The organism is Sphingomonas sp. P3_C5 (genome assembly GCF_056402635.1).
In genome coordinates this window covers 369,810-382,702 of sequence record NZ_JBFUHA010000004.1, presented here as the reverse complement: position 1 = coordinate 382,702, position 12,893 = coordinate 369,810, and the positions used below count along the sequence as shown (strand labels likewise).

Genomic DNA, 12,893 nt, shown 5'->3' with positions numbered 1-12,893 from the left:
GGCAACCATGGCGGAGCCCGCCGCGGAGCCGGCAACAGCGCCGCGCCTTTCCTTTCTTGCCCAGATGCCGACTGGCGCAAAGATTTTCCTGATCCTGAGTGCCGCGCTCCTGCCGCTCGCCATCATCGCCTTTTTCGCATCGCTGAAGACGACCCAGACCGCCGACGAAAGCGCGCGCGCACAGCTGCGCATCGCCACCGCCGAGAGCGCGCGCAAGCTGGCGATCGAGCTTGTCGGAGACATGACAGCGCTCCGCGTCGCGCTCAATGCGCTCGATGTGGACAAGGGCGATGCACCGAGTTGCGCGCGCGCCCAGGGCGTGTTCGCGCAGCAATCCGTGAGCGGGACGCGTTTCGTCATCATGGACGAACAGCATCGCGCCTTGTGCGGTGCGGATTTCCCGGCCGATCTGGCATCGAAAGTTCCAACCGGAGCCAATCCGATATCGGCACATGTCATTCCTGGCCGCGGCGTGATCCTTTCCATTGCAGGCACGAGCGGCGTGACCACCGCAGCCGCGTTTTTCCCGGTGCCCTTCCTCGCCGAGACGAGCAAGCCGAGCGACTTTGCCCAAGGGTATGAGGCAAGGTTGGCACAGGACGGCGATATTCTGTTCCTCTCGCAATTGCCGCCGCGCGGCTCCCTCGAGCGCCGCGAGACGATGCGGATGCCGCTTGGCATTGGCGGGCTTTCGCTCGAAACGAGCGTCCGCAGCGCACCCATCTCCTCCCCGCTGATCATCGCCATGCTGTTGCCAATCCTGATGTGGGCGGCGGCGGCCGGAATCGGCTGGTTCGTGGTGGACCGGCTGCTGATCCGGCCGCTTCGCCGGCTGCATACCAGCGTCGCCGCCTATGTGCCGGGCGAGGAAATCGACCCGGCCCAGGTGCGAGCGCTGCCTGCGCAGGAGATTCGCGAGCTGGGCGATACGTTCCGGACGATCAGCCGTACCGTTGCCGAACACGAGGCCGGGCTCGCCGACGGGCTGGTGCGCCAGACCCGCCTGACCCGCGAGGTGCATCACCGGGTCAAGAACAACCTCCAGGTCATTTCGAGCCTGATCAACTTCCATGCTCGCGGTGCGCGCAGCACCGAGGCGACGGCGGCCTATGCCTCGATTCAGCGCCGGGTCGACGCGCTCGCGGTCGTCCACCGCCACCATTTCGCTGAGCTCGAGGAGAATCGCGGGCTCGCGCTGCGATCGGTAATCGGCGAGCTGGCCTCGAACATCCGCGCGACATCGCCTGAGGGCGCTTCGCATCTGAGCATCGCGATCGACATCGATCCCTTTCTCGTGAATCAGGATGTCGCCGTTGCCGTGGCCTTCCTGATCACCGAGATCGTCGAGCTGGCGATGACCTTCAACCCGGCCGCGCAGATCCGCATTTCGGTGAAGCCGGGCGAGACCGACGGTCGCGCGATCCTGCGCGTCAATTCGCCCGCGCTGGTCGACAGCGATGCGCTACGTGCTGTGGTCGACGAACGTTACGGCCGGGTCATGGAAGGGCTTTCGCGCCAACTCCGCTCACGGCTCCACCATGATCCGCTTGTCGGCGCCTATGAGATTATGATCGCAGTTACGGGACGCGACTGATTCAACGGATTCAAAAGATTCGAAAAAAAAATTGAAAATGCGGGAACCGGGTGGCGAGAGCCGAGTTATTAGCCTCGGATAGTGAATATATGCCCCCCCGCTCTCGCTATCCAAGACATGGGCCCGGAAGCGTCAACCCCTCCCCCCCGGTGACGCTTCCGGGCTCAAATTCTTTCTTCTTCATGGATTTGGCACGTTTCCGAGACGGAACGTACGCGCCCGCCGATCATTGAAACCAGTGGCGGAAGCCAATCACAGGAGAGATTCCATGCGTAAGCTCGTTGGACTGGCGCTTGTCGCCGGAGCGCTGTTGATCAGTGCGTGCAACACCGTCGAGGGCGTGGGCAAGGACGTGTCCTCTGCCGGCGACACAGTCGCGAAGACGGCTGACGACGCCAAATAAGGCATTTGAGGTTTGGAACGGGCCCTGCCTCGCAAGAGGCGGGGCCTTTTCTATGCGTTCTCGGCGCTCTCGGCCGTCTCGACGATGTCCTTCGAGCGCTTGCGCTCAGTGAACCAGATGGCGATCAGGGTAAGTTCGTAGAGCAGCACCAAGGGCAGCGCGAGCATGATCATCGATCCGGCATCGGGCGGTGCCAATACCAGCGCAATCGCGAAGCAGCCGATAATCGCGTAACGGCGCGCTCCGATGAGCTGCTTGCGCGTCACGATCCCCGCTCGCTCCAGCAACATGATCAAAACTGGCAACAGGAACGCGATGCCAAAGGCGAACAGGAACTGCATCACGAAGGACAAATAATTGGCGAGCGACGGCAGCGGCTCCTGCTCAATGCCACCGACATTGCCCCTATAGCTGAGCAGGAATTCCAGCGCCGCCGGGATAGCGACATAATAAGCCAGCGAGGCACCCGTGATGAAAAGCACCGGCGTCGCCAGGATGAACGGCAGCAGAGCCTTCTTTTCCTTGCGGTACAGACCCGGTGCGACGAACTGCCACAGCTGGTTCGCAATGACCGGGAAAGCGAGCATGATCGCGGCGAAGAACGCCACCTTGATCTGAACAAAAAAAGCCTCGAACAGCTGGGTATAGACCAGCTTGCTCTGCCCCGCCTTGACCAGCGGGTGGACGAGAAATCCGAAAATCGGCTCGGCGAAATAAAAGGCGATGCCAAAAGCCAGCGCGAGTGCGCCCATACTCATCAGCAACCGCCGGCGCAGCTCGATCAAATGATCCATGAGGGGCGCGCGGCTCGCCTCGAGTTCGTCGAACGGAGCGTTCACGGGTCGACCTTATCCGGCTTTGGCGTCGATGGCGCTTTACGCCGGGTCGCCGGCTTTTTGGCTTTCACCGGCGGCGCAGGCTCCTCAGCGCGTTCCTCCGGCGCAGGTCCAACGGACGGTTTCTCGGTCATGACGGGGGGGGCGGTTTCCTCGACGAGGTCGCCCGGTGCCGGCGACATCAGCATGGCCGGCGTCGGCGGATGCTCGCGCATGATACGCGCGTTCTCCTCTGCCCAGCGCTTCTCCATTTCCTGAAGCTCGGCATCGCGCAGCATCGAATCGACGCCTGAACGGAACTGGCGCGCGACACCGCGCGCGCGACCGACCCAATAGCCGGCGACCCGCATCGCCTTGGGCAGGTCCTTGGGTGGAATCACCATCAAGGCAACCGCTCCCAAGACCAGGAGTTCGGTAGGCGCGACATCGAACATTCAAGAAAATCCCGGCGTGTTAGGTGCGTCAGCGATCTTCGCGCAGCTTCTCGGCCTGAACCTCGACAACGGGATCGGGCGCCTTTTTCGTATCGATACGGCTCGGCTCGCGCACGACCTCATCTTCTTCGGCCATACCCTTCTTGAATTGCTTGATGCCCTTGGCGACATCGCCCATCATGTTCGAGAAACGGCCGCCACCCAACACGAGCACCAGTACCACTCCCAAGATCAGCCAATGCACCAGGCTGAAACTGCCAACCATCATAAATCTCCTCGAGGAATAGCCCTATCTAGGCCCCTTCGTCGGCGTTTTCCACCTCGACGTCATTGCCATCCAAAAGTCCCGCATGCTCCATCGCGATATCGATCGGATCAAGCAACCCTGCGGCGCGCAGATCGTCGATTCCCGGCAGGTCGCGCCTGCTGGCCAAGCCGAAATGCGCGAGGAACTCGGGCGTCGTAGCGTAAAGCAGGGGTCGGCCCGGCACTTCGCGTCTTCCGGCGGGACGGATCCAGCCTGCCTCCATCAGCACGTCGAGCGTGCCCTTGGAAATCTGGACGCCGCGAATCGCCTCAATCTCGGCGCGAGTCGCGGGCTCGTGATAGGCGATGATCGCCAGGGTCTCGATGCCCGCCCGGCTGAGCTTGCGCGGCTCCTCGCGGTCGCGCCGGAGCAGATGGGCCATGTCGCCTGCTGTCTGGAAATGCCAGTGATCGCCGCGCCGCACCAATTCGATGCCGCGCCCCGCATAATCGGCCTGGATCTCCTCCAGCACGGCACGAATGCCGGCGGCATCGTTCAGATGAGCGCGGATCGCGTCAGCAGTCATCGGCTCGGTCGCCGCGAACAACACTGCCTCGACCGCGCGGGTGAGCTCGTCCGGGCGCTTCATGCGGGAACCTTGAGGTCGGGCGCCCTTAGATAGAGCGGCGCGAAGGGTGATTTCTGGCGCAGTTCCACCTTGCCCTGCCGCGCCAGCTCGAGCGCAGCGACGAAACTCGAGGCAAGCGCGGATTTGCGGAAGATGCCATGCGCGGTTTCCGGCAGGAAAGTCTCGATCACGCTCCAGTCGATCCGCTCGCCCACCAGCCGCGATACGCGCTCAAGCGCGGCCTCCAGCGTCATCACCGGGCGGTTCGCGACGATATGCATCACTGGCCGGGTGCGCGCGTTGATACGGCCATAGGCAGCAATCAGATCATAGATCTCAGCCTGCCACAAAGCCTTGCGGACCGTACGCAGCCCTTCGGGCGCGCCCCGCAGGAACACGTCGCGGCCGATCCGGTCATGCGCGATCAGCCTTGCGCCGGCCTCGCGCATTGCGTTCAGCCGTTCGAGCCGAAGCTGGAGGCGGAGCGCCAGCTCCTCTGGGCTGGGCTGTTCCTCGGGGTCGCGCGGCAGGAGCAGCGCTGACTTCAGATAGGCGAGCCAGGCCGCCATCACGAGATAATCGGCCGCCAGCTCGAGCTTGATCGACCGCGCCTCCTCGACGAAGCGCAGATATTGATCGACCAGCGCGAGGATCGATATCTCGCGCAGATCCACCTTCTGGTTGCGGGCAAGCGCCAGCAACAGATCGAGCGGGCCTTCCCAGCCGTCGATATCCAGGTTCAGCGTTTCGGGATCGGACTCCATGGAATGGTTTAGGCGGGAAAATCGCCCCAACACAATCCGGAACTAGACGAGCGCCAATAGCGCATCCCGCCTGGCGACAAGCTCGGCCATCTCACCCTGCGGCTTCGCGCCAGCAATCGTCGCCATGGCGCGATCGAGCCGCTCGCGCGACCGCGCCGAGATATCGTCGAGCCGCCCTGCGATATCCTCCATCTCGTTCATGCGACCCCAGCAATCGAGTACCAGATCGCACCCAGCCGCTATGGATCCCGCCGCCTTGTCCCCAGCGGTGCCCGACAGCGCCTTCATGTCGATATCGTCAGTCATCAGCAGCCCGTCGAAGCCGATCCGCTTGCGGATCACCTCCTCGATCACGATCGGCGAGAGGGTCGCGGGCCGCTCCGGATCCCAAGCCTCGAAGACGATATGCGAGGTCATCCCCATCGGCGCGCCGGCGAGCGCCCGGAACGGCGCGAGATCGACTTCGAGTTCGGTTTCGGAAGCGGTAACAGTCGGCAGATGATAGTGGGTGTCGAGCTTCGCCCGGCCATGCCCCGGCATATGCTTGACCACGCCGACCACGCCGCCCGCGCGCAACCCGTCGATGATCGCGCGGCCCATCGAGGCGACGCGTAGCGGCTCCGATCCAAGAGCACGGGTCGAGATCGCCTCGGTCGTATCGGGCTGGGACACGTCGAGCAACGGCAGGCAATCGACGGTGATCCCCACTTCGGCGAGCATCAGCGCGATCGCCTGGGCGTTGGCCCGCGCCGCCTCGATCGCCGAGATTGGCGCGATCTCGTACAGCGCATCGAAGGCGGGACCGGCGGGAAAGGCCGGCCATTCCGGCGGCCCCATCCGGGCAACCCGCCCACCCTCCTGGTCGATCAGGATCGGCAGATCGTCGCGGCCGGTCATTGCGCGTAGATCGTCGGTGAGCGCGCGCACCTGGCGGCGATCCGCGATGTTGCGCTTGAACAGGATATAGCCGGCGGGGTCGGCGCTCGTGAAAAAGGCGCGCTCTTCGGGCGTGATGGTCAGGCCGGACAGGCCGTAGATAACTGGCTTCATGGGGCGTGCCTAACAGGAACCCTCCGGGTCAAAAACCCCTCCCCTTCAGGAGTGTCAGGTGAACAGCGCCCCGCGCTGTTCACCTGACACTGGGCAAGGGGTGGGACAGCGAAGAACGGGGCTCGATGCCCCGATCGTCGCTTCGCGCTTCGCGCTTGGCGCTTGGCGCTTGGCGCAACGAGTCTTTTTGAGCGTGCAGACGCACGCCCCCACCCCATTCCCCTCCCCTGAAGGGGAGGGGCTGAAAAAGAAGCTCAGTTATTCGCCACGAAACACGCTTCGCCGGCAACCTTCAGCTTGCCGCACAACTCGGTCGCCTGGTTCGCGCTGCCGGCGTTGACGCGCAGGCGGAACATTGTTCTGCCATTCACCTCGGCCTGCTGCACCGATTTGCCGAGCGGGGCGAGATAGGTGAAGCGCTTGGATGCCTTGGCCCAGGCCGCGTTGGCCGCGGCTTCATCCGGGAAGGAGCCAAGCTGCACCAAAGCACCGCCGGCCGAAGGGCCAGCGGCAGGCGCGGTTGCAGGGTTCGCGGTGGTCAGCCTGCCGCCCGATGCCGGGATCGCGATCAAGGCCCTGCTGTCGCCGCCCACAGGCGTGCCCGTCACGGGCGCGGCCCTGGTGCCGGCGACCGGCGCCTCTGGCGTCGCATTCAGGTCAATCGACGCGTTGCCGCCCCCCGCCCCGTCGCTCGTCGCGATGGCGGTGTCGCCCTCGCCCTCGACCTTGAGCCCGCCGGGATCGTCCGGCTTGACCTTGTAATCGCCTTCCTGCGCGGCGATCAGCGCGCCGTTGCCGTCTGTGCGCTGATGCTGCTTGTACCAATAGAAGCCGAAAATAGCCGCCGCGATGATCGCAAGGCCGAGCAACACCATCAGGACGACCCGAAAGACCGAGGGGCCCTGATCATAGTCTTCGTCGACGGTTTCGAGCCAGGGCAGCCGATCCTCGTCGCGGACCTCATAGTCGCTCGACGTCGCCATCAATTCATCTCCTGGACCGCCTGCACCCCCATGATGCCGAGTCCGTTGCGAATGATTTGCCCGATCGCCTCGGCCAAGAAAAGACGCGCACATGTTATGGCTGGATTGTCGACGATCAGGAAGCGGCGTTCCGGGCGATCATTACCGACATTCCAGAGTGCGTGGAATTCAGCGGCCAAGTCGTACAGATAAAAGGCAACCCGGTGCGGCTCGCGCGCCGCCGCGGCGGTCTCGACCACGCGCGGGAACTGAGCTGCCCGCTTCACCAGCGCGAGATCTTCTGTCTCAAGTTGGGACAGATCGACCGCGCCGCACTCAATGCCCGCCTCGGCGGCGCGGCGGTGAAGCGACGCGACCCGGGCATGCGCATATTGCACATAGAAGACCGGATTCTCCTTCGACGCCTCGACCACCTTGGCGAAATCGAAGTCCATCTGGGCATCCGACTTCCGCGTCAGCATCGTGAAGCGGACAACGTCCTTGCCGACCTCATTCACGACATCGGCGAGGGTGACGAAATTGCCCGCCCGCTTGGACATCTTAAACGGCTCGCCGGCGCGGAGCAGCCGCACCATCTGGACCAGCTTCACATCGAACCGGGTCTTGCCGCCGGTCAGCGCCTGCACCGCTGCAACGATCCGCTTCACAGTGCCGGCATGATCGGCACCCCAGATGTCGATCAGCGCGTCAGCGGTCTGCGCCTTCTGGTAATGATAAGCGAGATCGGCGCCGAAATAGGTCCATTGCCCGTTCGACTTCCTGATCGGCCGATCCTGATCGTCGCCGAACTGAGTCGAGCGGAACAAGGGAAGCACGACCGGCTCCCAATCCTCGGGCGTCTCGCCCTTGGGGGCTTCGAGTACGCCGTCATAGATCAGGCCCCGTGCGCGCAGGTCCGCCTCGGCCGCCTCGGGCTTGCCTTCAGCCTGAAGCTCCGCCTCGGACGAGAAGAGATTGTGGTGGATGCCGAGCAGGGCGAGATCGGCCTTGATCAGCTCCATCATCGCCGCGACCGCGCGGGTGCGGAACAGGACCAGCCACGCCTCTTCGGGCGCATCGGCATAGGTGTCGCCGAACTCGGCGGCGAGCGCCTGCCCGACCGGCACGAGATAATCGCCCGGGTACAGGCCTTCGGGAATATCGCCGATGTCGGCGCCAAGCGCCTCGCGGTACCGCAGGTGCACCGAGCGCGCGAGCACATCGACCTGGCCGCCGGCGTCATTGACATAATATTCGCGGATCACCTTCGCGCCCGCGAATTCGAGCAGGTTCGCCAGCGCATCGCCGACCACCGCGCCCCGGCAATGCCCCATATGCATCGGGCCTGTCGGATTGGCCGAGACATATTCGACATTGACGGTTGTGCCCTTACCCCGGGTCGAGCGGCCATAATCGCCGCCTTCGTCACGGATCGCGGAGAGCTCGGCGCGCCAGGTGTCGTCAGTTAGCGCGAGGTTGATGAAGCCCGGCCCTGCGACCGAGACGGACTCGACCTCTTCGAGCTTGCCGAGCTCGGCGGCGATCTTCTCGGCGAGCGCGCGCGGATTGGTCGCGGCCGGCTTGGCCAGCACCATGGCTGCGTTGGTGGCGAGATCGCCATGGCTCGGGTCGCGCGGCGGCTCGACGGTGACGTTCGCGCGGTCGAGCCCGGCGGGCAGATCGCCCGCGGCTACGAGTGCATCGAGCACCGCATCGAGATGCGCGGCGAAACGGGTATAGAGGGTCATTGCTGGTCCGGTCGGTTAAGCGAGGGCGGCCCTTAGCGGATGGCGGGCCTACACTCAAATCTGGCGCGTGAGGTGAAGACGCTCGCAACCAGATTCTCGTCTCAACCTCGTATGGGCATGCCGGTTTTTATGCGGAAGTGCTTGAGCCGGGCGGCCTTGGGATCCCTCGCGGCCGGGTTAAGGAATTAGATCGGAAATCGCTGTAGGCCGTCCCCGACGGGGGAATGGTCGCATGGCGTTCAGTTTTGGCAAGGCTATCTTTGGTCGCAAGGGGCTCACGCAACCGGCGGGGACTCCGAGCCCATCCTTCGGCGCGTCCGCAAACCCAGGTGCGCCGGAGCCGTGGCGACCCGCCGCGTACGCCAATTTCGATGACCTCACCGTCGAGGGAATGTACACGCGCTGCGCCCAGATGGTTCGCGGACGCGACCGAGACCCTGCTTTTGCCATCGATGACGCGATATCCGCGCTCTCGCCTGCAGAAAGAGGCGAGCTGCTGGCATCATTGGCGAGCGATGCGGAAACGCTTAGCAAATATCACGGCCAATCGCGGACCCGCGATGGCTGGGTTTCGCGCTGCTACCGGCAATGCTTCCAACTGGAAACCGAGGTTTCGAAGGAGCATCTGCCGGCGCTCCTTACCTTCCTCGTCGAAGACGACAGCTATCGGAGAAACTATTATCATAAGCAGTTCGCCACGCTGCTGCGGCTGATCAACCAGGCGATCAAGGACGGTGGTTTCCTGACCAGCGCGGACGTTGAGCAGCTGGGCGCCTTCGGCGGCACGTTGCGCCTGGTCTCCGAGAAGGAGAGCAGCAAGGCAAACAAGAAGACGATGCTGTTGCGCGCCGAAGCCGTCGAGAAGCTGGCCGGGGTCGAGGTCTCGGCCACCTCGCTGTTACTCGAGCGGTGTGAAGGCGCCGAGAATGTCTACGCGTTGGGCGAGCGGCCGCCGCACTACGCCTTCTGGGCGGAAATGTTTGCCGCGACGATCGCCGGCCTTCACGCAATTACTGACGACCTGCGCGACAAGGGCAGGCCGGCATGGTTGAAAGATCGCGCCGCGTTTGCTGAGGCGTGGCCTGCGGTCGGGCCCCTCGCGCCGCGGTTCGGGGCGTGGAATGAGGCAGCAGAGGAGAAGTTCCGGAATTTTCCGACTTTGCGCGCCTATGGCAAGCGTCGCACCAAAGGCGACCAGTTGTTCGCCAATCCTGAGCGCGTCCGGGCTTTGTCCCAATTTCGCGAACACCTCGCGCCGACCTTGGCGTGGCGGTGGGACACGCCCCAGATCCCTGCACTCGACGTACTGGCGAACCTCGAATCGCCCGAATGGACCGAGATGCTCGAACATCTCATTTCGGGCAAAGTCGCGCCGCGCCCAACCACTGCATGGCGCAAACACGGGCTCAAGCTGGCGCAGGTGATCGGGACGGAAACCGTCGCGGCGCGCCTGCAGTCGTGGCTTGCGCTGTTCCACACCCCCGAGCTTACCGCCGAGACGCTGGCCGACAGGACCAATGTTGAGGAGATGGACCGGACGGTCGTCCACCTTAACGAGCGACTTCCGGACTGGCCGTCGCTGATCCCGCCTCAAGATATTGCGGCGGCTGGCCACGCGGTGGCGATGCTTGTTGCCAGCCAGTTCGATCACGGGCTGCCGAAGCCCTTCTCTGCCCAAATGATGGAATGCACCGATCACGTCTGGGACAACCAGCGAGTGTCTGAGGGCCAGCTCCGCATCAGAGCGGTTTCGCCCAAGCAGAGCAACGGCCACGACCGCTACGAATCGCCGGCGACCTGGCTAAAGGTGTCGATCGAAAACGAGGCACTGCTACGCGGCGCGATGTGGCTTGCCGTTGAGCTCTCTCCGCGCGACGAGGCGGTAAAGCTGCTGAAGGCCATCGCACTGGCAGGTGCGAGCCGTTTTCACCTTGGCGACCAGGGGCATCGGTCCAAGGTAGTTGCCAACGCGGCGATCGCGACGTTGATCGACCTTGGCGGTGCGGATGTCGATGCGGCCGTCTTGAGCCTGTCACATTCGATCCACGACCGTACGATCAACGTCGCGCTGTTCAGGGCCCTCAACAAGCAAAGCTGATGTCCGCCGTTCAGCGCGCAGATCGCCCGCGACTGCACGTGCATCGAGCGCTGGTCGTGGCGGATCGCCGGCGTACCGTTCAGTCGCGAGCGCACCGGCGATAAAGGCGTCAAGCTGCTTTCATGCCGCCTTGCGTTGGACATCGGCGATGAGCTCGATGATCATAGGACGAACGGTGCCAACATAGTCGGTGATGCGCTGAGATGTAGCATTGGAGTAGGCAAGGAAGGTATCGACCATATCGGCCGCGGCCGACATGCCGACCTTCGCAACATGGGCGTCCACCTTTTTCCTGGCCTCCGCAATCTGCGTGTGAAAGTCGCCAATCCTCTCGACCATCAGATCATCGATAGCTTTGATCGACTGGAGCGGGTGGAGCGGCAAATCGCCGCCCATTACAGCCTGTGTGGCGCGATCGGTTGGCAGATAGACGAGGTTCCACTCATCATAGGGCATCAGCTTCATTGCCAGCATAAGCCATTTGCCCATCGCGCCGTTGAAGACCGGCTCCGCCAGTATGAAAAAGGGCCGGATCGCGTTGTGGCCGTGCCGGGCGAGGAGATCGGCTTCGATCTTCCGGCGGCGCGTCTCCTGCAAAGCCAGAGACTCCTTGATCATCTGATCCAGATCAGCTGCGTTGGGGATAATATTCGACTTGTCGTCGGGGCTTAAACCCAGCTGCCGGAGCATTTCACCATGCGGTCCGCTAAAGACCGCCTCCCCGAAGACGCGGCGCTTGCCGTCCGAATCGATCGGCGGTGTGAGAGCGTCTGACGTGGAAGCGGGCGGAGTTGTGCGTCGGCCGAACATATATGGCACCCTTCGGAATATTTCCGGGAGAGAATGCCTCAACCCTCCTAAGAACCCATTACGTGTTCATCGCGCGAGCTCCATGTCGAGTAGCGCCTAAACCCTGCGGTTTGGCGGTCCGCCACTTCCGGCAACAACCCTGGCACTGCACCATCGCTATCAGAGCACTACACGCGAGCCAGACCCTGCACCGGACGCACGCCTGCGCTATCGGGAAACAACACCGTCATCGCCCGCGCGGGTTCGATCGCGAAATGCTCGACGACAGCGCCAGCGATAAGGGCATCAAGCTGCAGCGTCGGCTTCAGATCCCGCGCTTCGAATAACGCCGCAGGCGCGAGGCCCGGCCAGTCCGTCAGCACCCGCCCGCCCTTGACCGCGCCGCCGAGTAGCATTGCCGAGCTCGCGGTGCCATGATCGGTGCCTCCAGTGCCGTTGACTGCAACTGTCCGCCCGAATTCGGTAGCGACCACCACCATCGTGTCGTTCCAGAGCGGACCGAGGCCGGTCTGGAGCGCACCGATCATCCCGTCCAGGCCGCGCAGCTGCTGGCCGAGGCGGGTGCGCTGCTGGGCGTGAGTATCCCAGCCGCCGGTTTCGATCATCGCGATCCGCGCGCCGTTTGCGGGGGCCAGCAGTTTCGCGGCAAGCGCGCCGGTCGCAGCAGCGTTGCGGCCATCGTCAGCGATGTCGCTGGTGAGCGCGCGGGTGCCCATCGCTTCGCTCCACAGCGCGTGGAGCTGGCTGTCCCCCTCATACAGCATCGAAACGCGCTGGAGCAGATCGTCCGATGCCCGGGGCAGCGCCGAGGGTGCGTAGGATGCGACGTCGTGGCCGCCGCGCAGAGCAAGCGGCACGGTCGCGGCGACCGCAATCGCCTTCGCCTGGGTCAGCGGCAACAGGCCGAGCATTCGGTTCAGCCAGCCGTCTTTCACCTGATAGGCACCTGCCCCGCCGGTCTCGAGCACATTCTGCCCGTCGAAATGCGACCGGTCGCGATAGGGCGACGCGACGGCATGGGCGAACAGCGCCTGACCCTTCCCGTAAAGTCCGCCGATATTGGCGAGCGACGGATGCAGCGCGAACATCGAATCGAGCTTCGCTGCGCCCTCGAAATCCACCGCCAGCGCGCCACGCGCGCCGGCAAAGGCGGGATCCCCGACCGGCGCCACCGTGCCCAGCCCGTCCGCCGCACCGCGCTGGATGATAAAGACGAAGCGCTTGTCGGTCTCGGCTTTGGCGAACGCCATTTTCGGGGCGAAGGCCATGGCGACTGCCCCGATGGCGCCGGCACCGATGAAGGAACGACGATCGAACAT

General features: G+C 63.9%; 13 protein-coding genes. 3 read left to right on the top strand and 10 right to left on the bottom strand.

Annotated elements, in window-relative coordinates; genetic code table 11:
- The first annotated feature begins 7 nt into the window (after positions 1 to 7).
- Positions 8 to 1,594, top strand: coding sequence for a sensor histidine kinase (locus AC1DVS_RS12910; RefSeq protein ID WP_478023565.1), 1,587 nt, complete (start codon positions 8 to 10; stop codon positions 1,592 to 1,594).
- A 268-nt stretch (positions 1,595 to 1,862) separates the two neighbouring features.
- The gene (locus AC1DVS_RS12905; protein ID WP_478023564.1) at positions 1,863 to 1,997 is read left to right on the top strand and encodes an entericidin A/B family lipoprotein; all 135 of its coding nucleotides are present in this window, start codon (positions 1,863 to 1,865) and stop codon (positions 1,995 to 1,997) included.
- A 50-nt stretch (positions 1,998 to 2,047) separates the two neighbouring features.
- On the opposite strand, the gene tatC is transcribed toward AC1DVS_RS12905, so the two are convergent.
- From tatC to argS, 8 genes are all read right to left on the bottom strand, one after another.
- Positions 2,048 to 2,791: a twin-arginine translocase subunit TatC gene (gene tatC, locus AC1DVS_RS12900; RefSeq protein WP_478023750.1), complete on the bottom strand. Its 744-nt coding sequence runs from the start codon at positions 2,789 to 2,791 to the stop codon at positions 2,048 to 2,050.
- 41 nt (positions 2,792 to 2,832) lie between these two features.
- A complete protein-coding gene (locus AC1DVS_RS12895) occupies positions 2,833 to 3,267 on the bottom strand; it encodes a twin-arginine translocase TatA/TatE family subunit (protein ID WP_478023562.1) in 435 nt (144 codons plus the stop codon).
- Positions 3,268 to 3,295: 28 nt separating this feature from the next.
- Positions 3,296 to 3,532 carry a twin-arginine translocase TatA/TatE family subunit gene (locus tag AC1DVS_RS12890; RefSeq protein ID WP_478023561.1) on the bottom strand — a complete coding sequence of 79 codons (237 nt, stop codon included), beginning with the start codon at positions 3,530 to 3,532 and terminating at the stop codon, positions 3,296 to 3,298.
- A gap of 28 nt (positions 3,533 to 3,560) precedes the next feature.
- The gene (gene scpB / locus AC1DVS_RS12885; protein WP_478023560.1) at positions 3,561 to 4,163 is read right to left on the bottom strand and encodes an SMC-Scp complex subunit ScpB; all 603 of its coding nucleotides are present in this window, start codon (positions 4,161 to 4,163) and stop codon (positions 3,561 to 3,563) included.
- Positions 4,160 to 4,906, bottom strand: a complete 747-nt coding sequence (locus AC1DVS_RS12880; protein WP_478023558.1) for a segregation and condensation protein A — start codon at positions 4,904 to 4,906, stop codon at positions 4,160 to 4,162. The genes scpB and AC1DVS_RS12880 overlap by 4 nt, the downstream gene beginning before the upstream one ends.
- Positions 4,907 to 4,948: 42 nt before the next feature.
- Positions 4,949 to 5,956, bottom strand: coding sequence for a glycoside hydrolase family 3 N-terminal domain-containing protein (locus AC1DVS_RS12875; protein WP_478023557.1), 1,008 nt, complete (start codon positions 5,954 to 5,956; stop codon positions 4,949 to 4,951).
- A 254-nt stretch (positions 5,957 to 6,210) separates the two neighbouring features.
- Positions 6,211 to 6,939: an SPOR domain-containing protein gene (locus tag AC1DVS_RS12870; RefSeq protein WP_478023556.1), complete on the bottom strand. Its 729-nt coding sequence runs from the start codon at positions 6,937 to 6,939 to the stop codon at positions 6,211 to 6,213.
- Positions 6,939 to 8,666 carry an arginine--tRNA ligase gene (gene argS / locus AC1DVS_RS12865; RefSeq protein ID WP_478023554.1) on the bottom strand — a complete coding sequence of 576 codons (1,728 nt, stop codon included), beginning with the start codon at positions 8,664 to 8,666 and terminating at the stop codon, positions 6,939 to 6,941. The genes AC1DVS_RS12870 and argS overlap by 1 nt, the downstream gene beginning before the upstream one ends.
- Before the next feature lie 232 nt (positions 8,667 to 8,898).
- Between argS and AC1DVS_RS12860 the strand changes: the two genes are divergently transcribed.
- Positions 8,899 to 10,764 (top strand): hypothetical protein, encoded by a 1,866-nt coding sequence (locus AC1DVS_RS12860; RefSeq protein ID WP_478023553.1) that lies wholly within the window; start codon positions 8,899 to 8,901, stop codon positions 10,762 to 10,764.
- 120 nt (positions 10,765 to 10,884) lie between these two features.
- Here the strand turns inward: AC1DVS_RS12860 and AC1DVS_RS12855 are convergent, their stop codons facing one another.
- A complete protein-coding gene (locus tag AC1DVS_RS12855; RefSeq protein WP_478023551.1) occupies positions 10,885 to 11,574 on the bottom strand; it encodes a hypothetical protein in 690 nt (229 codons plus the stop codon).
- Between the two features lie 167 nt (positions 11,575 to 11,741).
- Positions 11,742 to 12,893 (bottom strand): DUF1501 domain-containing protein, encoded by a 1,152-nt coding sequence (locus AC1DVS_RS12850; RefSeq protein WP_478023549.1) that lies wholly within the window; start codon positions 12,891 to 12,893, stop codon positions 11,742 to 11,744.